Raw genomic sequence first — 20,869 nt, 5'->3', positions numbered from 1 at the left:
TTTTCCTACTTTTAAACCACATGCAGAACAATAAGTATATATTCCGCGAAGGTTGGATTTCTATTATAGCCAACACCGTACTTTTTGCCCTGAAATACTGGGCGGGAATTGTAACCGGCTCGGTGGCTTTAATCGCTGACGCCTGGCACACGCTTACCGACTCGGTTTCGTCGATAATTGTTTTAATCGGTGGAAAAATATCGAGCAAGCCGGCCGACGACGATCATCCTTTCGGACATGGACGAGCCGAACACATTGCAGCCATTATTATTGGTGTCCTGCTGGCAATTGTTGCGTTCGATTTTGTGTTACGATCGATCGATAAATTTGGTACCCGCGAGCAGACGGTTTTTGGCCCGATTGCATGGATTGTTACGATCATTTCAATTGTGGTGAAGGAATTATTGGCGCAGTATGCATTTTGGGGATTCCGAAAAACAAAATCAGCCATTTTAAAAGCTGATGGCTGGCATCATCGCACCGACGCACTTTCTTCGCTAATTATTTTGATTGGTCTTTTTGTAGGGAAATATTTCTGGTGGACGGATGCTATTCTAGGTTTCATTGTGGCGATTTTAATCGGTTATGCCAGTTTCGAAATTCTGTCAAAAGAAATCAAGTCGCTGCTTGGCGAAAGTCCTTCTGATGAATTATTGGAGAAAATTCATAAAACAGTTAGCCTTAATTGTGTAATCCAGGTAAACCTGCATCATATACACTTGCACCACTACGGTCATCACACCGAAATGAGCTGCCACATAAAACTCCCTCCTGAAATGACACTTTTCGAAACTCACGAAATCTGCACAAAAATTGAGAAAGCTATTAATGAGGAATTTGGTTTTTTCACCACCATTCACCCTGAACCATTAAGTGATAAACTCACGAATTTCGAACGTTATTAAAGCAGAGCTTCATCAAAAATTACTTCCGGCAAATTCCAACTTTTTTAATCGTGCAAAAACACAGTTAGTTCGCTTGAAAAATAAATTTTTTCCATATTTTTATCATCTATTTAAATTTTTTAAAAACTAACTAAATGAGAAAAATATCATTATTGTCAATTTTAGTAATCCTCGTGTCTATGTTTCAGTCCTGCACGGAAAAAGTTGAAACCGACCTCACAAAAACAGCTTTTATACCAAAGCCAACCAGCGTTACAGCGAGCGGCGGAGCATATAATCTTGCCAACGCAAAACTGATTTATGTGCAGGAAGGTGCTGAAGGATTGCTCCCCACTGCTGAGATTGTGGCAGAAAAAATAACGCAACTTACAGGTACTGAAGTAGAAATAAAAACAACCAACAGTACCCCCTCGAAAGGAATTTATATTGCAATTTCCGACAACGATCAGTTAAATTCTCAGGGTTACGAGTTGAAAATCAAAAAGTATATCGCCTCAATTACAGGAGCCGACGCAGCCGGATGTTTTTTTGGCGCACAAACGTTTTTGCAGACCTTGCCTGTAAAAAAAGCTGAATCGCCAATCTACGTACCAACCGGAGTTGTAACCGATTCGCCGGAATACGCGTACCGTGGAGCCATGCTCGATGTTTCGCGCCACTTTTTTAATGTTGAAGAAGTAAAACAATACATCGATTTTCTGGCCATGTACAAAATGAATGTGCTTCACCTGCATATTTCAGATGATCAGGGATGGAGAATTGAAATTAAATCGTGGCCAAAATTGACTGAAATAGGCGGACAAACAGAAGTTGGTGGCGGCGAAGGTGGTTTTTACACCCAGGAGCAATACAAAGAGTTGGTTCAGTATGCTGCTGATCGCCAGATCATGATCATTCCTGAAATCGACATGCCGGGGCACACCAACGCTGCTCTTGCATCGTACGCCGAATTAAATTGCGACGGAAAAGCCCGCGAGTTGTACACCGGAACTAACGTTGGATTTAGTACACTTTGTACCGACAAAGAAATTACCTACCAGTTTATCGACGATGTAATTCGCGAGTTGGCTGCAATAACTCCTGGTCCGTACATCCATATTGGTGGCGACGAATCGCATGTAACTGCACACGACGACTATGTATATTTTGTAAATAAAGTTCAGGACATCGTAAAAAAACACGGCAAAAAGATTATTGGCTGGGATGAGATTGCCAACGCCAAATTAATCGACGATGTTACCGTACAATTTTGGGCCGATGTTGAAAACACAACACTGGGTGTAGAAAAAGGAGCTCAGGTATTGATGTCGCCGGCAGCACGTGCCTATCTCGATATGCAGTATGATTCAACAAGTCATCTTGGTCTGCACTGGGCCGGTTATATTGAAGTGGATCATGGTTACAACTGGGATCCTGCAACATTGGTTGAAGGTATAACCAAAGAAAACATTTTGGGAATTGAAGCGCCGCTTTGGTCGGAAACCGTTACCAATATCGACGAAGTGGAATACCTGGTTTTCCCTCGTCTGCCGGGATATGCCGAAATTGGCTGGACAGCACCAAGCGAAAGAAGCTGGGACGAATATAAAACACGTTTAGCAAAACACGGAAAACGTTTTGAAGCGCTTGGCATCGATTATTATAAATCGGCCCTCGTTCCGTGGGAAGAATAGAAAAATATGATTGGATAAAAATAATAAAAACGGGTTGCAGAAATGCAGCCCGTTTTTATTATCAGTTAAATTCAACCTTTGCAATACGACCAGAACTACCAGCAGCAAAACCGGACAATTGTCCCGGAACCGCTCTGAATGTATAGTATCCTTCGCCGGAAAGAAAATTCCAGTTTATACCACCATCTGTAGAAATATCGCAGCCGGTTTTTCCGATTGCAAATACTAATGATTCCTTACCCACTTTTACCTCCTGAACACACGAGCGGTATTCATTTGGCATTGTTACTGCCGGCAGCCAGCTTACACCTCCGTCAACTGTGTACGATGCAATATTGGTATTTAATTCCGGCTGATCGAAAATTCCTCCAACGATTACTCCTTCGTTGTCATTTATAAATTCTACAGAAAAAATTCCGGACGAAGTTAACCCACGAACCATTGGAGTTTTCGCAACTTGCCACGATTTTCCGAAGTCTGCAGAATAAAACACACGCGCCGCTTTTCCACCGCTGGCTATCCAGGCTCTTCCTGATGGTAAATATTCAATACATGTATTTGATGCTGCAAAATTGGCTTCTCCTTCTTCAACAGAAGGCAGATCCGCAACCTGAGTCCAGGAAATTCCGGCATCCTCGGTTCGTAACACAAAAAACTTTCCATCAATAGGGTCGCTTACTGCCAAACCATGTTTTACATCGGCAAATTTTACCGAGTTGAAGAATAAACCACGAGTTGTATCCTGGAATACGACATTCCAGGTAGCACCGCCATCAATGGTTTTGTAACCAAACTCGGGACCGGCAACACCAAAAACAATGGCTGTTTTGTCGTCCCAGGCGTGAATACTCCGGAAATCATTTTTCTCAGTTCCCGGTACCGTAACATCATTCCAACTATCACCGCCGTCGGTCGAAACCAAAACTGTTCCTCCTGAACCACTCGCCCAAACAACGTTTTCATCTACAACTTGCAGGCCTCGCAAGCTGGCTTCGGTATTGGTATTTAGTTCCGAAAAAACAACATCGAATTGTTTTTTTGTAGCAATTTGACAAGAAAATAAAAGCAAAATAAAAGCGGAAGTCAGAAGCAATTTCATGTAAGTATATTTTTTTATAAAACTAAAATAAAAATTATTGTAAGTTTATAGTATCAGAAATCTTTTCTGAATAACTTAAATCATAATCTAAAACCAACAAAATGAAACGACTTATCTTGCCGTTTTTCCTATCTCTTTTACTCACTGTTTCCTACGCTCAAAAATACGAAGCAAACTGGAAATCGATTGATAGCAGACCAGTTCCACAATGGTTCGAAGATGTTAAATTTGGCATTTTCATTCACTGGGGAGTTTATTCGGTTCCGGCCTGGGCACCGGCCAATGCCGATATCGGTGTGTATGCCAAATACGCAGAGTGGTATGGATACCGGATTAATGACGATAGCAAGGCCGGAAAACTTTTCCGCGAATACCATAACAACATGTATGGTGAAAATTTCCTTTACCCTGATTTTGCTCCACAGTTTAAAGCACAACACTGGAATCCGGAGCAATGGGCCGATTTGTTTAAACGCGCCGGAGCAAAATATGTGGTTTTAACATCGAAACACCACGAAGGTTTTACACTGTGGCCCAGCGCCCAAAGCTGGAACTGGAACAGTGTTGACATTGGTCCGCACCGCGATATTTGCGGCGATTTAACCACTGCCGTTAAAGATGCCGGTTTGAACATGGGATTCTATTATTCACTTTACGAATGGTACAATCCACTCTACCACAACAACCTGGAGAAATATGTCGACGACCATATGATTCCGCAAATGAAAGACCTGGTTACCAACTACGAGCCAGATATGTTATGGACCGATGGCGAATGGGAACATCCAAGCGAAGACTGGAAAAGCACCGAGTTTTTGGCCTGGCTCTATAACGAATCGCCAGTGAAAGACCGGATTTGTATTAACGACCGTTGGGGAGAAGAAACGCGCAGCAAACATGGTGGATTTTACACTACCGAGTACGATTTGGTTCACGACGGTAAAAGTGAAGGAATTGACAAAGCGTGGGAAGAGTGTCGCGGAATTGGAACTTCATTTGGCTATAACCAGATTGAAACGGTTGAAAACTACATGAGCTCTGAAGCGCTGATTCATTTACTGATTGAAAAAGTTGCAGGTGGAGGCAACCTTCTGCTTGATGTTGGCCCAACTGCCGATGGTCGCATTCCTGTAATTCAGCAACAACGTTTACTTGATATTGGCGACTGGCTGGCAACAAACGGCGAAGCAATTTACGAAACAAGAAGATGGGAAGGCACAGAAGACAATGCAATCGCTGATGTATTTTTTACTAAAAAAGGAAAAGACTTGTATGTACATTGTACCCAATATCCTACTTCTGATTTAAAAATAAAGGGACTAAAAAAAGCATCAAAGGTAAGTTTGTTAGGTTACCAGGGCAATGTAAATTTCAAAAAATCGGGAAAAACCATTACCATTTCAGCACCGGTTTTAACTCCTGGTAAACTTACCCGCACTTACGCCTGGGTATTTAAACTTGAAGATGTTCTTTAATTCGAAAACCAAATAAACGTAATACGATCATGACTAAAGCAACTGAATTTCTGAGAAGCCACAAGATGACGGCTGACGACATTAAAATGAAAGAGGTGGTGAACGCCTTTTTAGATGAAATGGCAAAAGGATTGGCCGGTAAAGAAAGTTCACTTCTTATGCTTCCAACCTTCATTGAAGCCGACGGAGAAGTAAAAGCCAACGAACCTGTTGTTGCCATCGATGCAGGAGGCACCAATTTTAGAGCGGCCAAAGTTTATTTCGACGATAATCTGAAACTGGTAACCGAAAACATTACAAAGGCAAAAATGCCGGGCGTTGAAAAAGAACTGACCAAAGCCGAGTTCTTCGATACTTTTGCATCGTACCTGGCCGGTTACAAAAACACTTCGGATAAACTGGGATTTTGCTTTTCCTACGCCGCAGAGATTTTCCCGAACAAAGACGGAAAACTGATTGAATGGAGTAAAGAGGTTAAAGCACCCGATGTGGTTGGAGAAATGATTGGCGAAGGGCTATTGAACGCCATGCAAACACCCGAAAAACAACTGGTACTGATGAACGACACCGTCTCTACACTACTTGCCGGAAAAGCAGCACGAGCGGTAAAAGCCTACGATACTTATATTGGTTTTATTTTGGGCACCGGAACAAACACCAGCTATATTGAGGCCAATAAAAACATTACCAAAACTGATGGGCTGAATATGGAAGGCAGCCAGATCATCAACATCGAATCGGGAGCATTTACATTGGCTCCGCGCACCGATATTGATATTGCTTTTGACAACACCACCGAAAATCCGGGTCGTTATGCTTTTGAAAAAATGTTCTCAGGAGGATACTTTGGCGGTTTGTGTACTGCAGCTTTAAAAACGGCAGCTGCAGAAGGTGTTTTTGCCAATCCTGAAGTTTTTGAGAATCTGCAGGAACTAACATCGGAAGAAGTAAATACTTATGTGCACGGTATTGAAAGTGCCCATAATGTATTACCGGGAGTTTTTACCAGCGATTCGGACAAAATGCTTGTCGCAGAAATTATCGACGGGCTCATTGAGCGCGCAGCAAAACTGGTAGCTGCCAACCTGGCTGCTGTAATTCTGCAAACCGGAAAAGGCAAACATCACGAAAAGCCGGTGTTAATGACCATTGAAGGAACAACATTTTATAAGCTTCATAATTTTCAGAAGCTATTTGAAGACTACCTGCAGGATTTCCTTTCAGGAGATAACCAGCGTTATTACGAAATTGTGGAAGTGGAAAATTCAAGCTTACTTGGTGCAGCCATTGCAGCCATTGTAAACTAAACTATTTGATGAGGTTTTCTTAAAGGAATAGATGTTTTAAAAGAACGTCACCCTGAACTTGTTTCAGGGTTTGTTTCCCGCGAAGCAAGATTCTGAATCAAGTTCAGAACGACGGATGAAGCAGCCTGCAGGAAAACCTCATCGCTCTAATTTTCAACCAGCGGAAACACCCGCGCACGCATCAAATCGAGCACAAAAACCTGCTGAAACCGCGACTCAAATTCCTCGTGACTGATCTTATTCAGGAGATTGATATTCTTATCTGCCCGCAGACAATCAGTAGTAATTAAAAGCCAGTATTCCTGCAACTGTTGTTTTTGGTATATCCGCAGTTTTTCATCCTTTTTGGCAATGGCTAAACGAATATCCTCAACCACATTATTCGAAATTCCCAGGTTATTCGAACGCTCCCAAACAGACTCTTTTAACTCGGGGTGATGCGCCATCATAACCTCACCCAGCCCTTCAGGCAAATCGGGATTCGTAAGAATTTTATGAAAAAATGCTCCTTCCGATTTATCTGCAATGGCGGATTTTATGGTTGCCACAGTTTTCGACCGCACCATTAATTCGCGTTCAGGGGAGATCAACTGTTTCTCCGAAAACATAAATTTCACAAAAAGTTTCGCATCTGAACCGGCTTCAAAAAGCTCCTTCATATCATCAACCAATTCGTCTCTGAAGTTTATCAGCGCTTCCTCTTTTTCTGTTTTTGTTATAGCGCTGGCAGGATTTAGCCTGGTAAGTTCAATTCCGAGTTTGTGTGCGTTTTTCATTTTCACCACAAAATCGGGCGACTCGGATGCCACAACTTTCCCTTTCGGAAAATCGGGGTAGCGATCTCTAAAATAGTTCACCAGTAAAACTTCCAGCTGTTTCTTTACTTCCTGCATATTAAGACCGGATTATTCACTAAAAATAAGAGAATTAGGTCAGTTTATAATAAGCTTACCATTATAAATCTGGTCTGATTGGACTACCCTCCAAAAATAAAGTCCAGAGGTGAGATGATTTACAGAAATTGTTTTCCCCTGTAATAAATCTTTACTTAACCGGAGTTTCCCGTTCATATCATACAATTCCATTCTGCATTCAGTTACATTCGAGTCAATATCGAATGTTACATTTTGACTTGCAGGATTTGGATAAACGCGGAAACCAATATCATCTTTTATAACTTCTACGTCAGTTTCAATCTCCGAATAATAATATATGTGTCTAGAAGTAGGTATCCAGTTCCAGGCAACTTCATTCCACAAATAGTTAGTTGAGGTATCCATTCGGTGCTTCTGAACCCAGCTCTGCTCTCTTTTGTATACTCCTTTCCAGTCATTTATTTCATCATCCCACGTATAATTAGCATTATAAATCGGGTCGTTATTGCCGTCATAAATTGAATAAGTTTTATTGCCCCAATAGATATTGACTCCAAAATTAGTTAAGTTGCCATTCATTATCAGGTTGCCATTCACGTCATATTCATATTCCCATTGTAACTGCAGGATCCATTCACTTTGTAAATTATCCCAATTAAAATTCCTTTGCAATATGATAACACCTTCATTATTGTATTCTAGCTCCCCCTTACTCTGCGGTAGCCATTTCTCTTCGTTCGATTGCCATAAATAAGAAATCGAAATCTTCTTTAGCGGCTCATATATATTCTCGTTCTTTTCATAATTAATCAGACTATCTACTGAGTTTGCTCGTTTTGTTATTTTGAGTACAAGCCTGTTTTCATTGTCATACTCATATTCATACGCCTTATGTTCTGATTGTACCCAGTCATTAAGCTCTTCCTCCCACCAAAGTACTTTGTAATCGTATAGTCGGCCATCGGTATATTCATACTCCAATTTGCGTGAACCTATCCATTTTAAACTATCATCATTCCACGAATAGCTGGTCTCCATTTGTTTCTTTCCACTTTCGGTATATAATGTTTCTATTTTGAATTCATTCTTCCATTCATAACTATCACTGTTCCACCTATACTCCATTTTTAAAATCTCATTGCCCATCGTATCATAATCCCATTCTGTACTACTCGAATTAACTAAAGCTTCCTGTTCCATATCCCAGTACAACCCATATCTACGAACTAATAACGTATCCTCATTATATTCCGATATCTCTTCCCCGGAAATCACCCATTCTTCAATATCATAGTTCCACCAATACCAATAAAGAGTGTCAAGTTTATTTTGCACGTTATAGTGCCATTCCAAATAATGCTCGCCACGCAAGGACAAATCCCAGGTTCCTCCCCAGTGCATCACCCTATCCTTCACTTTGTTACCATACTCATCGTAAGCATTTTCCTGAGTCTCAATTGTATCCCAGACGGCTCGTTCCTCGCTCCAAAGCATGTGCATATAAAAGACCTGATTATCACTCGTATCGTAAGTATATTCTTCTTGATTGGTTTGAACCATTTCTCCATTCCTGAGCGGATCATTATACGAAGTCGTCTTTACTGTTCTTTGATCATCGTGAAATTCAACCTGTTCAACTGTTTTTCCATAAAATATCACAGTGTCTTCCATAAGATTTAAACTGCTGTAATATTTGCGTTCATTATATATCTCTTCACCATCCTCGTTCCAACACTGTTCTGAAATCTTAAAATCTTTCCACACTTGGGTGGAATCATTCCATATTTTAATCCATACTGATCCACAGTTACCGTCTTCTTCATAAATTTGATTATACCGTTTCATCCGTACCCATTCAAACGTTGTGGTATCAAATGATTCATATACAATACTGTCTTGAATCAATTCCAATTCTTCGGGAACAACATAATCGGAAATAAACTGAATTTCAGGATTTCCTTCTTCCTCAATGTTTAGGCTCTGAAAATTTTGGGATGGATCAAACGTTACATTTGATTTTGTTTGTGCGAATACTGAAAATAAAGGAAGCAGTACTGTGACTGTAAGGATTAGCTTTTTCATAAGTCTGTTTATTAGTTAATTAGTGCTTCTAAACTATAAATTTATTCTCAGAAATAAAAATTATGTTCCATTTGCTATTCATAAATTTTCTCAATCAGAAAGAACTTATTTCCATTTTCAATGTTATTCAACAAAATATTCTTATAAAATTATGTATCAAGGACTATTACACGCACATAACGGATTTCGCTGGTTGGTTTTAATTATGCTTGTTGTTTCGGTTATTATGGGTTTTGCCGGATGGATTGGCAAACGAAACTGGGGCAAGGCAAATAACCTAACCGGCCTGATACTGGTAATGATAATGGACATTCAGTTTTTGTTGGGAATCGTACTTTATGCTTTTGTGAGCCCAATTACCAAAGCTGCATTTGCCAACTTTGGTGCGGCAATGAAAAATCCTGAACTTCGGTTTTACGCCGTCGAACATTTTCTGATGATGTTTATTGCACTTGCGCTGGTACACATTGGGAGGGCAAAGTCGAAAAAAGATGTAGCACCATGGAAAAAACACCAGGTAACAACCCTGTTTTTTGGAATTGCGTTGATTTTGATTTTAGCGGCCATTCCGTGGGATAGAGCTTTCTTTTAAACAAGAAATAAGCCAAGGACCGGGGCTGTATAAACAGAAATGATACAGCCCCGGTCTTTTCATTTTTAACAAAAAAAGGCTGCAAGCAAAAAACTTGCAACCTTTTAAGTTTGGTTCAGCATGTGCTTACGCACTAATCTTTTTCGAGGCTACTTTTTACCTCCCACGGAATATATATCATCAATTAAGTGCTGGTATTTTACTGCAACGGCGTTTCTCCGCAGTTTCAGTGTTGGCGATAATTCGCCCGATGTTGGTGTCCATTCTTCGTGCACCAAACGGATACGACTGATTTGTTCGTGCGATCCGAGTGTCTTGTTTATTTTGGCAACTTCTTTCTGCAGCTTATTTATTACCTCCGGAAGTTGGATAAGATCTTCATTGTTTTCGTAGTGCAATTTATGCTCGCCGGCCCAATCGTGAAGTATTGGGAAGCAAGGAGAAATAATGGCACTTGCAAATTTCTCGTTGGCACCGATCACCATCACCTGCTCGATCAACTCCGAAGTTTTTAACTTATTCTCAATCATCTGAGGAGCAATATATTTACCTCCAGAGAGTTTAAAAATTTCCTTTTTACGGTCGGTTATTTTCAGGTATTTATCGTCAACCAACATACCAATATCGCCGGTGTGGAACCAGCCGTTCTCATCAATCACCTCATCAGTCAGTTCTGGCGCTTTGTAATAACCTTTCATTATACCCGGACCTTTACACAAAATCTCGCCATCCGGAGCAAATTTCACATCGTAACCTTTCAGGATCGGACCAACTGTTCCGATCATAATTTCCATTGTACTTGGGTCATTTACGGCAATTACCGGCGAAGTTTCTGTTAAACCATATCCTTCGAGGGTAGTGATTTTTGCCATTCCAAAAACACGGGCAATACGAGGTTGAAGCGCTGCTCCTCCGGATACAACATAAGTAATATTTCCACCCAACGCATCGCGCCACTTCGAATAAATTAGTTTATCAGCCACCGAAATTTTCAGTTTCATTAGCGGACCAAACTTTTTGTTGAATTCAAAATGACGGGTAAGATTAAGCGCCCAGAAATAAAGTTTTCTTTTAATACCGGTCAACTCTTTTCCTTTGGCCACAAAACCATCGTAAACTTTTTCGAGCAAACGTGGTACCGAGTTAAACATGTGCGGTTTCACTTCTCTAATCGACGAAACAATTTGAGCCAGATTACCCACATAATAAATTCCCATTCCTTTGTACTGAAAGTGGTAATTCATAGTACGCTCGTATACATGGCACAATGGAAGAAAACTTAAGGCACGATGTTCAATACCCAAGTTGTGCAAATTAACATGTTCAATAAAATTCGATACCAGGTTTGTGTGAGTCAGCATTACTCCTTTTGGCACACCGGTTGTTCCCGATGTATAAATTAAAGTTGCTAAATCGTCAGGTTTTACATCCTTTTTTATGTTTTCCAGTTCGGCTGAAAACTCCTCTTTTTTTGATTCGCCGAGTTCCAAAATCTGCTCGTAATGTTTAGCATCTTCAACTTCTTCAAAAGTGTAAACGGCATCAACACCATCTATCATATTGGCCAGCGGACACATACTTTTGAAAAGCTTTTTATCGCCCGCCAGAATAATCTTCACTTCGGCGTGTTTCAGAATATACTTGTATTCGTCGTCTCCCAGCGTTGGATAAATTGGCACGTGAACAAAACCGCCCATTGCCAATCCCATATCGGCAAAATTCCACTCGGGCCTGTTGGTTGTAACCGTAGCAACTTTATCGCCACGCTTTAAACCTAAAGCCATCAGTCCCATGGCCAACTGGTGCGATTTTTTATAATATTCTTCGGTTGAATAAGTGTACCATTTACCGTCTTTTTTACCGGCTATGGCATCTTCACGGGGAAATTCTTTTAATGCGCGTTCGAGAACATCAAAAGTGCGTGTAACTGTCTGTCCCATATTTCAATTTTAAAAACTTCGAAATATAAGGCTTTTGTTGTTGGTTGATTTACAAAGCGTTTATGCTATTTTTCAGCTTTTATTATTTATAAGCCTTCTAAATAACACTAATTATCTGTATAACAAAATGTTAAAAACCAAGCTATCGACTTTCCGAGCCGGTTGTTCTAAAATTTAAAACCCTATCAATTCTCACCCGACTCAGTTTCTGCTAATAATTGCTGATACTTGTTGTCTTTTACATAGGCCCAAATAATCAATCCCGCCAATAGTAACAATGATACAGGTACTGCCGGATCAACACCATCGGCAACACCTTTACCGTACGAATGCAATCCTGACAGGTAATAGTTCACGCCAAAATACGTCATCATTACTGAAGCAAAACCAAGAATTGAAGCAAAATTATAATTGAAAATTCCTTTTAAGGAAGGAATCAATCGCATGTGTACAATAAACGAGTAGATCACCACAGTAATCAGAGCCCATGTTTCTTTTGGATCCCAGCCCCAGTAACGGCCCCAGCTTTCGTTGGCCCAAACACCTCCAAGAAATGTTCCGACGGTAAGAAAATACAAACCAACCGTTGCCGACATTTCGTTGATGGTTGTTAGCTGTTCGATAAAGCCATTTACTTTTGCCTCGTTCACTCCACTTCGCAGAACGATTAAAATCATAACCAGAACTCCAAGGAACATACTTAGCCCCAGGAAGCCGTAGCTGGCAGTAATAATTGCCACGTGAATAGCTAACCAATACGATTTAAGCACAGGAACCAGGTTTGTCACTTCCGGGTTCATCCAGCTGAGGTGAGCAACAAACAATGCAATTCCGGTTAAGAATGCAGCCGTTCCCACTACCATCGGGTATTTACGGCCAAAAATAATTCCGGCCAGCATTGTAGCCCAAGCCACATACACCACCGACTCGTAACCGTTACTCCACGGTGCGTGACCAGAGATGTACCAACGCACAATCAATCCAATGGTATGCACCAAAAACAGGATTAGAATAAACCCAAAGAATGATATCCGCAGGAATGACGGCAGTTGCTTTTGCCTGAAAATATTTATAAAAAGTACTGTCAGCAGTAAAAATCCGAATAACAGGTAAAATGGAAATACGCGCTTAAACGGATTGACTTTATTAAAAAGAATTTCAACGTTTTTCTTTTTCTCACCGGGCAAAAGATCGGCGCCGTATTTCACCTGAAAATTGCCGACAGCCTGCAAAACCTGTACGGCATCGGTACTTTTATTCTCAATAATCGATTGCAACAACAACTGAAATCCGCTTTTTATAAAAATAGAATCACCATCGCTATATTCAACGGCAGTACTTCCCGGAGCATACCAGGTATCTTCCACTCGTTCGCGCGGGAAAAGATGGAAAATGGAGCCCTGAAATACCATAAAACAGATGTTTACGCGCTCGTCAACATTAATGTATTCTTTATCCATGCGGTTGCGCATTCCGGGAGCTTTGGCATAAGCCGCCCGCACTTCATCCGCAATTTTATAATTGCCGTTTGCATCAAAAAGCGATTCAACCGTAATAAATTTATTCTGTGCGCCGAGCGCCCCTTCCAACGATTTATCTCCCACTTTAACAATAGGCATGGCTTGCCAGATTTCGGGATATGCCATCATGCTCAGCACCACTCCATCGGCCGACAAACCATACAATCCGGATTTGCGGCTTATTTTGCGAACAATCTCGCCCGACAAAGTTGATACCGGCTCAATTCTTCCATCGACACCCTGCACCCACAATTCGCTGAATTCTTTTACAACTTCCTGATCAATTGATGGAATTCCAGCCCCGACTCCACTCTGTGCCGATGCTGAAAAAGCCACACTTCCCAGCAATGCAACAAGCAAAACTATTTTTACCGAACTAGCTTTTAACTTTTTGACTAAATACTGGAAATACGAATTTGGATTTATTAAGGACAGAATTACACCAACAATCAGCAGGAAATAACCGAGGTACGAAATCCAGGTTCCCCAAAAGTCGTAGTTAACCGAGAGGATTGTTCCTTGTTCGTCAACGTCGTACGACGACTGAAAGAATTTGTAACCCCGATGACTGAGTGTGTTGTTCATGAAAATACGAATATCTTCGTTAATGCCTTTTTCCTGATCCACCAAAACAACTTCCGAAGCAAACGACGATGGAGAGTTTGATCCGGGATAATGTTCCAACTGAAAATCTTTTAAATGGATACTAAAAGGAACCTGAAGCGGCAATGCCCCATAAGCCAGTTTTAGTGTACCGTTGCCAAGCGGAACACGCAGGGTATCCGGACGTTGCCCGGAATGACCAAATACCGGAATATTTTGCTGGCGGATACCATCCGAAACCTGCACCATAACCGCATCTTCCCCGGTTTCCATCTGGCTTTTTACCGCCGTAAATGTTGCACTTGGCAAAAACTTGCGAATCAAAAAGCGAAAATTATCATAACCGTATAAAAACATGGGCTTTACCGGAATGGTATCACCGGGTGATAAATCAATTGTCTCCTGGGTGGCCATGGTTGTTTCTTCCAATTGCGCAAAAGAAGTCATAAATAGCGCACCGTCCTTCATAAAAAAGTTGATCACTTTTTCTTCGTCAACGTCAAATCCGGCTGTAAAACCGGGGTACTCAAGTACATCTCCCTCTTTAAAAGAAAACGACTGCATACCCTGTGCACCTGGTGCCGAAAATACAAAATCGATAACCGGCTCTCCCGAATCGGAAGCGATGGCCTTTTTCTCGGCATTCTCGATAAAACCAACTGCTTTTACTTTTACCGGATTGCCGTTTACATTAAATTTTGCGGAATATTGCTTGGGTGTTATCTCTGAAAACCGCACTTGCGAAACCTTTTCCTGGCCTTCAAAACCGGCGTAAAAATAATCGTTGGTAGAGAGAATAGAATTGGCACTCTCTCCTTCGCGGATGTGCATTACTCCCTCAAAACTTATGAAACGAGTAACTGCACCTCCTAAAATCATCACGATAAATGAGACATGAAAAATGCCAAGCGTGATTCGTCGGTTGGTAAAGAACCGATAACGTAACATGTTATTTATGAGGTTGAGTGCAAACAGTCCCCACAGCACCTCGAACCAATGTGTGTTGTACACCAATGCACGAGCCGTTGGTGTTCCATAGCTACTTTCGATGAACGTTGCTATCGCCATTGAAAATGCCAGAGCCAGAAAAATAAATGCCGCAAAAGGCATTGATGTTATAAACGAATAGAATTTTTTCATTAGGTTAATCTTTTAGGTAACTACCTAAGGGAGAAACAAATCGCAATAATTTTTATCTGAATCTCAACCATGAACGGTATTTTTACCATTAAGTAACAAGTCCTTCCGAACTTTGTTCTGAATAATTTAGCTGATGAAAATAATCCTTATTTAGAACAAATCAAAAAAAGAAATAAAAACAAAAGGCCCTTTTGGCATTTTTCATAACATATACCAAAAGAGCCTCTAATATTTCAGAAAGCCCTCACTCAAAATAAGGACTTCTCTGTTTTCAATTTACTGCAAAAACGAAAGCGCTTTTTCTATTGCAGCCTGCAAACCGCTAACATCTTTTCCACCGGCAGTTGCATAAAACGGCTGGCCACCGCCGCCACCTTTAATCTCTTTTCCGGCTTCGCGAACAATCTGCCCAGCATTCAATCCTTTATCGGCAACAATATTGTCTGAAATCATTACCGTAAGATTTGGTTTTCCGTCGATGTCGGCACCAATAACCAAAAACAGATCATCCACTTCTCCTTTTAACTGGAAAGCCAGATCTTTTACCAAAGCAGCATTAGCAATCGTAATCTTATGAGCGATAATATTAACTCCCGATTCATTTAAGATTTTACTCTTCAGGTTCGCCTTGGTTATTTTCAGGTTCTCCTGCTGGAATATATCGATTTGTTTCGACAGATCTGAATTTTGCTGAAGCAGTGTTGTAACACTACCCAAAATATCTTTAGATCCTTTTATTACTTCCTGGATATTCTTAAGAATGTCTAACTGCTCCTTAATATACGTTTCTGCACGGTCGGCAGTAATTGCTTCAATTCGTCGAACGCCGGCAGCAATTGCACTTTCCGATACAATTTTCAACATTCCAATCTGGCCGGTTGCAGCAACGTGCGTTCCACCACACAACTCAACCGATTCGCCAAATTTGATTACACGAACTGCTTCGCCGTATTTCTCTCCAAACAACATCATTGCTCCTGATGCTTTAGCTTCTTCGATTGGCATTTCACGGTTTTCTTCTTTAACCGAGTTTTCACGAATCTTTTCGTTCACCAGTTTTTCTACCGCTGCAATTTCTTCATCAGTCATTTTCTGGAAATGCGAAAAGTCGAAACGTAAATGGTCTGCATTCACCAGCGATCCTTTTTGCTCAACATGCGATCCTAAAACCTCGCGCAATGCCGCATGCAACAAGTGGGTTGCAGTGTGGTTATTTGCAATATTTGTTCTGCGTTTGGCATTTACCACAGCGTAAAAAGTCTCTTCCGGATTTTCAGGAAGGGCGTTTACCAAATGAACGATAAGATTATTTTCTTTTTGTGTATCGATGATCGATGTTTTTACTCCATCAAATTCAATGTATCCGGCATCGCCAACCTGACCACCTGATTCGCCATAAAATGGTGTTTGATCGAATACCAGCTGGTAAAACGATTTTTTCTTTTGTGTTACTTTGCGGTAACGCGCTATTTTAATTTCGGCTTCCAGTTTGTCGTAGCCTAAAAATTCTGTCTTTTCAATTTTGCGCAGTTCCACCCAATCGTCGGTTTCCTGTGCAGCAGCATTTCGTGAACGATCTTTTTGAGCCTGCATTTCCACTGCAAAACCTTTTTCATCAACACCCAAACCATTTTCGCGGGTGATCAACTCGGTAAGGTCAAGCGGGAAACCAAAGGTATCGTACAATACAAAAGCATCTTTTCCGGCAATTTCTTTGGAGCCGTCATTTTTCGCTTTCGAGATAATATCGTCGAGTAATTTAATCCCCGTTGAAAGTGTACGCAGAAACGACTCTTCCTCTTCTTTAATTACCTTTTCAATTAATGTTTGCTGGCTTACCAACTCAGGGAAAGCTTCGCCCATTGTTTCTTTAAGCACGTCAACCAAACGGTAAATAAAAGCATCTTTTAAATCGAGGAAAGTATAACCGTAACGAACTGCACGGCGCAAAATCCTACGGATCACATAACCGGCTTTGTTATTCGATGGCAACTGACCGTCGGCAATGGCAAAAGCAACCGCACGAAGGTGGTCAGCAATAACACGCATGGCAATGTCAACCTTCTCGTTTTCGCCATATTTTTTATTGCACAACTTGCCCATTTCGGCAATTGTATTTTGGAAAACATCGGTATCGTAATTCGACTGAACGCCTTGTAAAACCATACACAAACGCTCGAAACCCATTCCGGTATCAACATGTTTGGCTGGCAGACTTTCAAGGTTTCCGTTTGCTTTTCGGTTAAACTGAATAAATACCAGGTTCCAGATTTCGATAACCTGCGGGTGGTCCATGTTTACCAAATCGCGTCCCGGAACTTTTGCACGTTCTTCTTCCGAACGAATATCTACGTGTACCTCTGAACATGGTCCGCAAGGTCCGGTATCGCCCATCTCCCAGAAGTTATCTTTCTTATTTCCGTTTAGAATGCGATCTTTTGGCAAATATTGCTCCCAATAACCGGCTGCTTCGTTGTCGCGCTCCTGGTTATCATCGGCACTTCCTTCAAAAACCGTAGCATACAAACGGTCGGCATCAATTCCCATACGAGTTACCAAAAACTCCCATGCCCAGTCGATCGCTTCTTTTTTAAAGTAATCGCCAAACGACCAGTTTCCTAACATTTCGAACATGGTGTGGTGGTAGGTATCCAAACCAACTTCTTCCAAATCGTTGTGTTTTCCTGAAACACGTAGACACTTTTGCGTATCGGCCACACGCGGATATTTTACCGGTTCATTACCTAAAAACTGGTCTTTAAACTGGTTCATCCCCGCATTGGTAAACATCAGCGTCGGGTCGCCTTTTACCACCATCGGTGCAGAGTTTACAATCTGGTGTTCTTTCTCGGTAAAAAAGTCGAGAAAAGCCTTACGTATCTCTTTAGAAGTCTTCATTTTCCGTCTGTATGATTTATGAATTCGTTAAAAATATTTAATGCAAAGAAAACAAATTCATTAATTATGAGTTATTTACTTACCTTTGCCGCGTGAAAAATCACGTTTTATTAAATCCATGCAAAGTTATAGGATTTAATGAATAGACATTAAAAAAGAGATAAAACCGGCCTTTTATATGGCAAAAAAGAAATATAAATTTAACCCGGATACCCTCAGTTACGAGAGTGTAGGATTAAGTTGGAAAGCCAAAGCAACAAAAATACTCACCTATTTTTCGAGTAGTCTGGCCTTGGCAATTATAATCACACTGATCTTCGTAAACTTTTACGACACGCCACGATCAAAACGATTGATGCGTGAAAACAAACGTTTGCTTACTCAATACGAGTTGCTCTCGAAGGATCTGGATAAAGTAGAAAATGTATTGACGGAGCTGCAACAACGCGACGACAATATTTACCGTGTGATTTTTGAAGCCGAACCAATTCCTTCAACTGTGAGGAATGCAGGTTTTGGTGGTGCGAATAAATATTCGAACCTGGAAGACATGGACAATGCTGAGTTAGTAATTGCAACAGCTCATAAGCTGGATGTGATTTCGAAACAGGCATATATTCAATCGAAATCGTATGATGAAGTTTTGGAACTGGCGTTGAACAAAGAAAAGATGCTGGCTTCGTTACCGGCAATTATGCCAATTACGAATACCGACTTAAAACGTACTTCGAGTGGTTGGGGTTACCGTATCCACCCGATTTACAAAGTTCGTAAAATGCACTGGGGACAGGACTTTACAGCTCCTGTAGGAACTCCGGTTTATGCAACCGGCGACGGTAAAATTACCGAAGTTAAAGGATCGAAACGCAGTCGTGTTGGACTGGGTCAAAATATTAAAATCGACCATGGTTTTGGTTACGAAACTGTTTACGGTCACCTGAACGAGTTTAATGTAAAACGCGGTCAGCAGGTAAAACGTGGCGACATTATTGGTTACGTTGGAAACACCGGTGGATCAACGGCTCCTCACCTGCACTACGAAGTGCACAAAGACGGACGCAAAGTGAATCCGGCTTACTACATGTTTAAAGATCTTACACCACAGGAATACGACAAAATGATTGCCATTTCGTCGAATATCGGCCAATCGCTGGATTAATCATTTCGAAATTTCCTGAAGAAAATAGTTGCTTCCATCGGTTTATTCCGGTGGAAGTTTTTTTTGCCGCCTTTTGAAATGCAGCAAAAATTCAGTCACCCTTTTGTAACAGGTTTAAAATCTTTTATCTTGCATCTAAATTTTTAGTGTGCCGTACAAAAAACCCAAAATAGAAAAGATACTGTATTCCATTGGCGAAGTGGCCGACATGTTTGGCGTAAACGTTTCGCATATTCGTTATTGGGAAAACCAGTTTGAAGCACTTAAACCGGTAAAAAATAAAAAGGGCAACCGGCAGTTCACTAAAAAGGATATTGAGACCATCCGTTTTATTCATCACCTGGTAAAAGAACGCGGGCTGACCATTGATGGCGCACGAAAAAAATTAAAAGAAAACCCTGAAGACACCATGAACAATTACGAAGTGGTGAAACGTTTACAGGATATAAAACAAGAACTTATCGCAATAAAAGAAGGGCTCGGGGAAAATGAAAATTAAAGACATCACCAATTTTTTAGAGGATTTTGCACCGTTAAAACTACAGGAATCATACGATAATGCCGGACTAATTCTGGGCGATAAAAACGCCGAAATTTCTTCGGTGTTGGTCACATTGGATGTAACCGAAGCTATTGTTGACGAAGCAATAGAGAAAAAAGCAGGATTGATTATCGCCCACCACCCCATTGTTTTTTCGGGCTTGAAAAAAATTACCGGCAAAAACTACATTGAACGCACGCTGATAAAAGCCATAAAAAACGATGTGGCTATTTACGCAGCACACACGAATCTCGACAGTGTTACCGGAGGCGTAAACGGAAAGATTTGTGAAAAGCTTGGATTGAAAGATTGTAAGATCCTTCAATCGTCGGGCGACATGCTAAAAAAACTGGTAACATTTGTTCCGGTCGATCGCGCAGAGAAAGTTCGCGAAGCAGTGTTTACGGCCGGTGCCGGGCACATCGGAAATTACGATTCGTGTAGTTTTAATATCCACGGCCAGGGGACTTTCCGTGGCAGTGAAACCACTAATCCGTATGTAGGTAAAAAAGGTGAACAGCATTACGAAAACGAAATCCGTTTGGAAACCATTTTTCCATCGTATTTGCAGGGAAAAGTAATTAATGCATTGTTGCAGGCACACCCTTATGAAGAAGTAGCCTACGATATATACTCGCTCGACAATAAATTCGATCAGATTGGTGCCGGAATGATCGGTTCATTACCGAAAGAAAAGGAAGAAAAGACTTTTCTCCGTCAGTTAAAGAAAACCTTTGATGTAAAAATGATCAGGCACACCGCTTTACAAGATAAAAAAGTGAAGAAAATTGCCGTTTGCGGAGGATCGGGTTCGTTCCTTTTAAACCAGGCAATTGCGGCCGGAGCCGACTTTTTTGTGACCGGTGATTTTAAGTATCATCAATTTTTTGATGCCGAAAATAAAATAGTTATTGCCGATATCGGACATTTTGAGGGTGAACAGTTCACTAAAGAACTTTTTTATGAGATACTTACAAATAAATTTCCTAAATTTGCAGTCCATTTATCAGAGGTGAATACCAACCCGGTTTTTTACTTCTGATTTTTATGTATAAAAAAA

At 41.0% G+C, this 20,869-nt stretch carries 14 protein-coding genes; 8 read left to right on the top strand and 6 right to left on the bottom strand.

Annotation, left to right across the window (positions count from 1 at the left end):
• The first annotated feature begins 20 nt into the window (after positions 1-20).
• Positions 21-905 (top strand): cation diffusion facilitator family transporter, encoded by an 885-nt coding sequence (locus tag SLH46_RS04925; protein ID WP_320280044.1) that lies wholly within the window; start codon positions 21-23, stop codon positions 903-905.
• 134 nt (positions 906-1,039) lie between these two features.
• Positions 1,040-2,578: a family 20 glycosylhydrolase gene (locus SLH46_RS04920; RefSeq protein ID WP_320280043.1), complete on the top strand. Its 1,539-nt coding sequence runs from the start codon at positions 1,040-1,042 to the stop codon at positions 2,576-2,578.
• Positions 2,579-2,639: 61 nt separating this feature from the next.
• On the opposite strand, the gene SLH46_RS04915 is transcribed toward SLH46_RS04920, so the two are convergent.
• Complete coding sequence (locus SLH46_RS04915) at positions 2,640-3,677, bottom strand: WD40/YVTN/BNR-like repeat-containing protein (RefSeq protein ID WP_320280042.1); 1,038 nt, start codon at positions 3,675-3,677, stop codon at positions 2,640-2,642.
• A gap of 101 nt (positions 3,678-3,778) precedes the next feature.
• Between SLH46_RS04915 and SLH46_RS04910 the strand changes: the two genes are divergently transcribed.
• Together SLH46_RS04910 and SLH46_RS04905 are read left to right on the top strand one after the other, a co-directional pair.
• On the top strand, positions 3,779-5,152 hold the full coding sequence (locus SLH46_RS04910) for an alpha-L-fucosidase (RefSeq protein WP_320280041.1): 1,374 nt from the start codon (positions 3,779-3,781) through the stop codon (positions 5,150-5,152).
• Between the two features lie 29 nt (positions 5,153-5,181).
• Positions 5,182-6,459 (top strand): hexokinase family protein, encoded by a 1,278-nt coding sequence (locus SLH46_RS04905; protein ID WP_320280040.1) that lies wholly within the window; start codon positions 5,182-5,184, stop codon positions 6,457-6,459.
• Positions 6,460-6,605: 146 nt separating this feature from the next.
• Here SLH46_RS04905 and SLH46_RS04900 read toward each other — a convergent pair whose 3' ends face one another.
• Positions 6,606-7,352: a hypothetical protein gene (locus tag SLH46_RS04900; protein WP_320280039.1), complete on the bottom strand. Its 747-nt coding sequence runs from the start codon at positions 7,350-7,352 to the stop codon at positions 6,606-6,608.
• A 39-nt stretch (positions 7,353-7,391) separates the two neighbouring features.
• Positions 7,392-9,416, bottom strand: a complete 2,025-nt coding sequence (locus SLH46_RS04895) for a T9SS type A sorting domain-containing protein (RefSeq protein WP_320280038.1) — start codon at positions 9,414-9,416, stop codon at positions 7,392-7,394.
• Between the two features lie 151 nt (positions 9,417-9,567).
• Between SLH46_RS04895 and SLH46_RS04890 the strand changes: the two genes are divergently transcribed.
• A complete protein-coding gene (locus SLH46_RS04890) occupies positions 9,568-10,008 on the top strand; it encodes a hypothetical protein (protein ID WP_320280037.1) in 441 nt (146 codons plus the stop codon).
• A gap of 149 nt (positions 10,009-10,157) precedes the next feature.
• Here the strand turns inward: SLH46_RS04890 and SLH46_RS04885 are convergent, their stop codons facing one another.
• The 3 genes from SLH46_RS04885 to alaS form a co-directional block, all read right to left on the bottom strand.
• A complete protein-coding gene (locus tag SLH46_RS04885; protein WP_320280036.1) occupies positions 10,158-11,948 on the bottom strand; it encodes an AMP-dependent synthetase/ligase in 1,791 nt (596 codons plus the stop codon).
• A 185-nt stretch (positions 11,949-12,133) separates the two neighbouring features.
• Positions 12,134-15,211 carry a cytochrome c biogenesis protein CcsA gene (gene ccsA, locus SLH46_RS04880; RefSeq protein ID WP_320280035.1) on the bottom strand — a complete coding sequence of 1,026 codons (3,078 nt, stop codon included), beginning with the start codon at positions 15,209-15,211 and terminating at the stop codon, positions 12,134-12,136.
• A gap of 276 nt (positions 15,212-15,487) precedes the next feature.
• Positions 15,488-18,109, bottom strand: coding sequence for an alanine--tRNA ligase (gene alaS / locus SLH46_RS04875; protein WP_320280034.1), 2,622 nt, complete (start codon positions 18,107-18,109; stop codon positions 15,488-15,490).
• A 178-nt stretch (positions 18,110-18,287) separates the two neighbouring features.
• Here alaS and SLH46_RS04870 point away from each other — a divergent pair, with 178 nt between their 5' ends.
• The 3 genes from SLH46_RS04870 (at position 18,288) to SLH46_RS04860 (ending at position 20,851) form a co-directional block, all read left to right on the top strand.
• Positions 18,288-19,268 carry a M23 family metallopeptidase gene (locus tag SLH46_RS04870; protein WP_320280033.1) on the top strand — a complete coding sequence of 327 codons (981 nt, stop codon included), beginning with the start codon at positions 18,288-18,290 and terminating at the stop codon, positions 19,266-19,268.
• 148 nt (positions 19,269-19,416) lie between these two features.
• Positions 19,417-19,767, top strand: a complete 351-nt coding sequence (locus tag SLH46_RS04865) for a MerR family transcriptional regulator (RefSeq protein WP_320280032.1) — start codon at positions 19,417-19,419, stop codon at positions 19,765-19,767.
• The gene (locus SLH46_RS04860; protein WP_320280031.1) at positions 19,757-20,851 is read left to right on the top strand and encodes a Nif3-like dinuclear metal center hexameric protein; all 1,095 of its coding nucleotides are present in this window, start codon (positions 19,757-19,759) and stop codon (positions 20,849-20,851) included. Before SLH46_RS04865 ends, SLH46_RS04860 begins: the two co-directional genes overlap by 11 nt.
• Positions 20,852-20,869: the final 18 nt, after the last annotated feature.

The sequence above is a fragment of the Draconibacterium sp. IB214405 genome (genome assembly GCF_033963885.1).
GTDB lineage: Bacteria > Bacteroidota > Bacteroidia > Bacteroidales > Prolixibacteraceae > Draconibacterium.
Note: the sequence above shows the minus strand (reverse complement) of the source record. Positions and strands in the feature narration are given on the sequence as shown.

Coding starts and splice junctions, on each gene's coding strand:
- SLH46_RS04925 (WP_320280044.1), top strand. CDS start 21: ATGCAGAACAATAAGTATATATTCCGCGAAGGTTGGATTTCTATTATA.
- SLH46_RS04920 (WP_320280043.1), top strand. CDS start 1,040: ATGAGAAAAATATCATTATTGTCAATTTTAGTAATCCTCGTGTCTATG.
- SLH46_RS04915 (WP_320280042.1), bottom strand. CDS start 3,677: ATGAAATTGCTTCTGACTTCCGCTTTTATTTTGCTTTTATTTTCTTGT.
- SLH46_RS04910 (WP_320280041.1), top strand. CDS start 3,779: ATGAAACGACTTATCTTGCCGTTTTTCCTATCTCTTTTACTCACTGTT.
- SLH46_RS04905 (WP_320280040.1), top strand. CDS start 5,182: ATGACTAAAGCAACTGAATTTCTGAGAAGCCACAAGATGACGGCTGAC.
- SLH46_RS04900 (WP_320280039.1), bottom strand. CDS start 7,352: ATGCAGGAAGTAAAGAAACAGCTGGAAGTTTTACTGGTGAACTATTTT.
- SLH46_RS04895 (WP_320280038.1), bottom strand. CDS start 9,416: ATGAAAAAGCTAATCCTTACAGTCACAGTACTGCTTCCTTTATTTTCA.
- SLH46_RS04890 (WP_320280037.1), top strand. CDS start 9,568: ATGTATCAAGGACTATTACACGCACATAACGGATTTCGCTGGTTGGTT.
- SLH46_RS04885 (WP_320280036.1), bottom strand. CDS start 11,948: ATGGGACAGACAGTTACACGCACTTTTGATGTTCTCGAACGCGCATTA.
- ccsA (WP_320280035.1), bottom strand. CDS start 15,211: ATGAAAAAATTCTATTCGTTTATAACATCAATGCCTTTTGCGGCATTT.
- alaS (WP_320280034.1), bottom strand. CDS start 18,109: ATGAAGACTTCTAAAGAGATACGTAAGGCTTTTCTCGACTTTTTTACC.
- SLH46_RS04870 (WP_320280033.1), top strand. CDS start 18,288: ATGGCAAAAAAGAAATATAAATTTAACCCGGATACCCTCAGTTACGAG.
- SLH46_RS04860 (WP_320280031.1), top strand. CDS start 19,757: ATGAAAATTAAAGACATCACCAATTTTTTAGAGGATTTTGCACCGTTA.